The organism is Rhizobium sp. CF142 (assembly GCF_000281145.1).
In the GTDB taxonomy this organism is placed as follows: Bacteria; Pseudomonadota; Alphaproteobacteria; order Rhizobiales; family Rhizobiaceae; genus Rhizobium.
This window is the reverse complement of the sequence record NZ_AJWE01000051.1, coordinates 1-4,935: the sequence shown is the minus strand read 5'-3', so window position 1 is coordinate 4,935 and position 4,935 is coordinate 1. Positions and strand designations below refer to the sequence as shown.

5 protein-coding genes are annotated in these 4,935 nt (G+C 61.2%); all 5 read right to left on the bottom strand.

Annotation, left to right across the window (positions count from 1 at the left end; all coding sequences use genetic code 11):
* Window positions 1–32: 32 nt before the first annotated feature.
* On the bottom strand, window positions 33–302 hold the full coding sequence (gene rpsO / locus PMI11_RS13295; protein ID WP_007817719.1) for a 30S ribosomal protein S15: 270 nt from the start codon (window positions 300–302) through the stop codon (window positions 33–35).
* A 151-nt stretch (window positions 303–453) separates the two neighbouring features.
* A complete protein-coding gene (locus tag PMI11_RS13290; RefSeq protein WP_007817718.1) occupies window positions 454–1,305 on the bottom strand; it encodes an alpha/beta fold hydrolase in 852 nt (283 codons plus the stop codon).
* Window positions 1,306–1,399: 94 nt separating this feature from the next.
* Window positions 1,400–2,332, bottom strand: a complete 933-nt coding sequence (gene truB / locus PMI11_RS13285; RefSeq protein WP_007817717.1) for a tRNA pseudouridine(55) synthase TruB — start codon at window positions 2,330–2,332, stop codon at window positions 1,400–1,402.
* Window positions 2,333–2,344: 12 nt separating this feature from the next.
* Window positions 2,345–2,746 (bottom strand): 30S ribosome-binding factor RbfA, encoded by a 402-nt coding sequence (gene rbfA, locus PMI11_RS13280; protein ID WP_007817716.1) that lies wholly within the window; start codon window positions 2,744–2,746, stop codon window positions 2,345–2,347.
* A gap of 75 nt (window positions 2,747–2,821) precedes the next feature.
* On the bottom strand, window positions 2,822–4,935 hold a 2,114-nt coding region (gene infB / locus PMI11_RS13275), incomplete at its 5' end, for a translation initiation factor IF-2 (RefSeq protein ID WP_007817715.1).

The window sequence follows — 4,935 nt, the reverse complement described above, 5'->3', positions numbered from 1 at the left end:
GCGGGCGAAGTGCTTCGCCCGCCGAAAAATCATTAGCGGCGGATACCCAGGCCGTTAATCAGCTTGGTGTAGCGGCCTTCGTCCTTCTTCTTGAGATAGTCAAGAAGCGAGCGGCGGCTGGAAACGAGCGTCAGCAGGCCACGGCGGGAATGGTTATCCTTCTTGTGGTCCTTGAAGTGTTCGGTCAGGTTGTTGATGCGCTCGGTGAGGATCGCAACCTGTACTTCCGGCGAACCGGTGTCGCCTTCGGTGGTCGCATATTCCTTGATCAGCGCAGCCTTGCGCTCAGCAGTGATCGACATCGGACAATCCTTTCGTTGAGAGGAGTTTAAGTCGCCAAAAGCCGGGATGTCGTCCAGCCTTGGCCGCGAATGCAATCGGGGAGACCCTGATGCTGGCGCTGCCTATAAACCAAATAAGCAGCGTTGGAAAGAGGGGGCACCATTAGCGGTTTCAGCGCCCCGCCATGGCGTCCCGGATCATCGCGTCGTATCCTTCGGGATCCTGCAGCATGGCGAAATGGCTGGCATCCTTCAGGATGACGAGTTTTGCGCCTGGAATTTCCTTCGCCATCATCTCTGTATGATCGAGCTTTACGGCCTCGTCATGATCGCCGATGGCGAGCGTGACCGGCACCGTGATCTTTCCGAGGTCGGCTGCCGTCCAGGCAGGCTGTGTCGCCCACATTTCCGAGATTTGTTTGACGAAGGCGTCGTATTCGTTCGGCGTCGGCGACAGCTTTTTGTAATATTCGCCGGCGACGTTGATGTAGTCGTTGAAGGTCTTGTTGTTCATGACGTCGGACTTTACGCCGTCGGTCGTGACATTTGCCGCCTGGGCGATGACGCGCGTGAGCTTCTCCGGATGTTTCATCGCCATGTCGATGCCGATGATGCCGCCGTCCGACCAGCCGACCAGCGTCACCTTGCCGATTTTCAGATAGTCGAGAAGTGCTGCATAGTCCGATGTCATCAGATCATAGCCGAAGGGCTGCTGGCTGCGCGTCGAGCGCCCGTGCCCGCGGCTGTCGGCGACGATGACGAGGTGATCTCTAGCGAAATCGGCTACCTGATGGCCCCAGACATCGGCATTTCCAAGCCCGCCATGGACGAAGAGGATCGGGTCGCCCTCGCCATATTCGGCGTAATACATCCTGATGTCATTGACTTCAGCCATGCCGCTCGCCTTTGGCTCCGGCATGGGAGGAAAGGCCGGAAGCTCGGCCCAGCGCTCGGCGGATTGAGCGCTGGCAAGGGTCAGAAACAGTGAAAAGAACGTCAGTATTGCAATCGTAATTCTGCGCATACTCTTCCCCTTTGACGGGCCTTCATGGCCCGCGGGAAAACATATCGCATCGCGATCGTCTGACAACTGCCGCCGTTGCGGCGTGCCGACGACCTCAGCCGAAAACGCGCTTCGGCCGGAATTCGCCCTGCCCAATCTCGCCGATCGCGATCAGGCGGCCGCGGGCCGTCGCGTAGGCCTCGCTTTCGGCAACGGGCGCATCGCGACCGCGCACCAGGATAGGGTTGCCCATTTTCAGCCGGTGCGCCTGATCATCACTGACAACAAGGTGCGGCAGGGTCGATAGCGCCTCGCAGGTATCGATCAGCAGGGCGTCGAGGGCGGCAAGGCGCTCATCCATGTCCTCGATCTCTTCGAGTGCAGTGAGCTTTGCAAGCGGCACCATCGTCTCTTCGGCGAAGGGTGCTACGAAGGTGCGGCGCAGGCCGGAAATATGGCCGTAGCAGCCGAGTTCGCGGCCGAAATCGCGGGCAAGCGCCCGCACATAGGTACCCTTGCCGCATTCCACCTCGAAATGCGCCGTATTGGCATCCGGGCAGGCGAGAAGCGTCAGACGATGAACCTCGACCTCGCGTGAGGGGATCTCGACCGCCTCGCCATCGCGCGCCAGATCGTAGGCGCGTTCACCGGCGATCTTGATCGCGGAAAACTGCGGCGGAACCTGGCTGATCGTGCCGATATATTTCGGCAGGATATCGCGGATCTGCTGTTCGCTCGGGCGCTTGTCGGAGTTCTGCGTAACCTCGCCCTCGAGGTCGTCGGTCGCCCGTTCCTCACCCCAACTCACCGTGAATTCGTAGATCTTGCGGCCGTCCATCACATAGGGAACGGTCTTGGTGGCATCGCCGAGCGCGATCGGTAGCATGCCCGAAGCAAGCGGATCGAGCGTGCCGGCATGGCCGCACTTCTGCGCCTTGAAGAGCCACTTGATCTTGGAAACGGCTTCCGTCGAGCCGAAATCCACCGGCTTGTCGAGGATTAGCCAGCCGGAAATCGGACGGCCCTTGGGTTTGCGTGGTTTGGACATCGATATCTTCTGTTATTCGTCGTCATTGTCGAGATCGCGGCTCACCTCGGGCGAGCGCAGCAGATCGTCGATCTTCTTGTAATTGTCGAAGCTGGTATCGTCGCGGAAGCGCACTTCCGGCATGTATTTCATCTGTCTCAGCTGCGGCCCGAGCCGGCCGCGGATGAACTTCGCATTGCGGTTCAGCGCCTCGATGACGATCGTGTGGTCGGAAACGCCGAGCGGCGTCACATAGGCCGTCGCGATCTTGAGGTCGGGCGACATGCGCACTTCGGAGATCGAGATCACGGTCGCCTCGATGATGTCGTCGCGCACTTCGCCGCGCTGCAGCACCTGCGTGATTGCTGCGCGAACCTGCTCGCCGACGCGCAGCATGCGCTGCGAGGGTGCCGAGGTTGTGGGTCTTGTTGCCATTGTTCTTTATCCCAAATGGATCGGGCGCCGGACTGGATCATCCGGCGCCCGTTCAAGATTTCAATCGTCGCCCGATCAGAGCGTGCGCGTGATGTGCTCGACGCGGAAGCACTCGATGACGTCGCCGACACGCATGTCTTCGTAGTTCTCGAAGGCCATGCCGCACTCTTGGCCCATCGGCACTTCGGAGACTTCGTCCTTGAAGCGCTTGAGGGTCTTGAGCTTGCCTTCGTGCACGACGACGTTGTCGCGGATGAGGCGGACACCCGCGCCACGCTCGACCTTGCCTTCGACGACGCGGCAACCCGCGACCTTACCGACCTTGGTGATGTTGAACACCTCCAGGATCTCGGCATTGCCGATGAAGGTCTCGCGACGTTCCGGCGAAAGAAGACCCGACATCGCTGCCTTCACGTCATCCACGAGGTCGTAGATGATGTTGTAGTAGCGAATCTCGATCCCCTCACGTTCAGCGAACTGGCGTGCCTGCGCATTCGCACGCACGTTGAAGCCGATAATGGCAGCATTCGACGCTTCGGCAAGCGAGATGTCGGACTCGGTGATGCCGCCTGCGCCCGAATGAACGATGCGGGCACGAACCTCGTCGGTACCGAGCTTGTCCAATGCGCCGGCAATCGCTTCGATCGAGCCCTGCACGTCGCCCTTGATGACCAGCGGGAATTCCTTCACGCCAGTGGTCTGGAGCTGCGTCATCATCTGTTCCAGCGAACCGCGCTGTCCCGACAGGCGGGCAGCCGCCTTGTCGCGGGCGAGACGCTGACGATATTCCGAGATTTCGCGGGCGCGGCTTTCATTCTCGACGACGGCAAACTTGTCGCCTGCCTGCGGCGTGCCCGAAAGACCGAGAACCTCGACCGGGGTCGCCGGACTGGCTTCCTTCACATGGTCGCCCTTATCGGTGACCAGGGCGCGCACGCGGCCCCAGACGTCACCGGCAACGATGATCTGACCCGGACGCAAGGTACCCTTCTGGACAAGCACTGTCGCAACCGCACCACGACCGCGGTCGAGCTGGGCTTCGATGACAGTACCTTCAGCCGTCCTGTTCGGATTGGCCTTAAGGTCGAGAATTTCGGCCTGCAGCAAGATCGCTTCGAGCAGCTTGTCGAGGTTCTTGCCGGTCTTGGCCGAAACTTCGACGTCGAGCACTTCACCGCCCATGGATTCCACGAAGACTTCGTGCTGCAGAAGCTGGTTGCGAACCTTCTGCGGATCGGCCTCGTGCTTGTCGACCTTGTTGATCGCCACGATGATCGGAACACCGGCCGCCTTGGCGTGGTTGATGGATTCGATCGTCTGCGGCATCACGCTATCGTCAGCCGCAACCACCAGGATCGCGATATCGGTAGCCTGCGCACCGCGGGCACGCATTGCCGTAAAGGCTGCGTGGCCGGGAGTATCGATGAAGGTGATCTTCTGGCCGTTCTGTTCCACCTGATAGGCGCCGATATGCTGCGTGATGCCACCGGCTTCGCCGGAGACCACGTTGGCATGGCGGATAGCGTCGAGCAGCGAGGTCTTCCCGTGGTCGACGTGGCCCATGATGGTGACGACAGGCGGGCGCGAAACCAGTTCGCCCTGCTCGTCGGACACGTTGAAGATGCCGAGTTCGACGTCGGATTCGGATACGCGCCTGACCGTATGGCCGAATTCACCGGCAATGAGTTCAGCGAGGTCGGCGTCGATGACGTCGCCCGGCTTCATCATCTGGCCTTCCTTCATCAGGTACTTGATGACGTCAACGGCACGTTCAGACATGCGCTGCGACAGTTCCTGGATCGTGATGGTTTCGGGCAGTACGACCTCGCGGGTGATCTTCTCGCGCGTCTCCTGCATCTGGCTGCGGCGGAATTTTTCCTGCCGGCGGCGCATGGCCGAAAGCGAACGCCCGCGTGCATTGCCGTCGTCATCGACGTTTGCGGTGGTAACGGTCAGCTTGCCGCGGCGGCGGTCTTCCTCGCTCTTCGGGCGGGTTGTCACCGGCTTTGCGGGCTCCGGACGAACCGGGCGGCCACGGACCGGACCACCGCGCGAAGCACCGCGGTCTTCTTCTTCGCCTTCACCACGGCGGCCACGCACACCTGCCGGTGCGCCCGGTGCCGGCCGGGCGGTTGAGGGCGACGGAGCGGTTTCCGGACGGCGAGCGACCGGTGCGGCTGCCGGTGCCG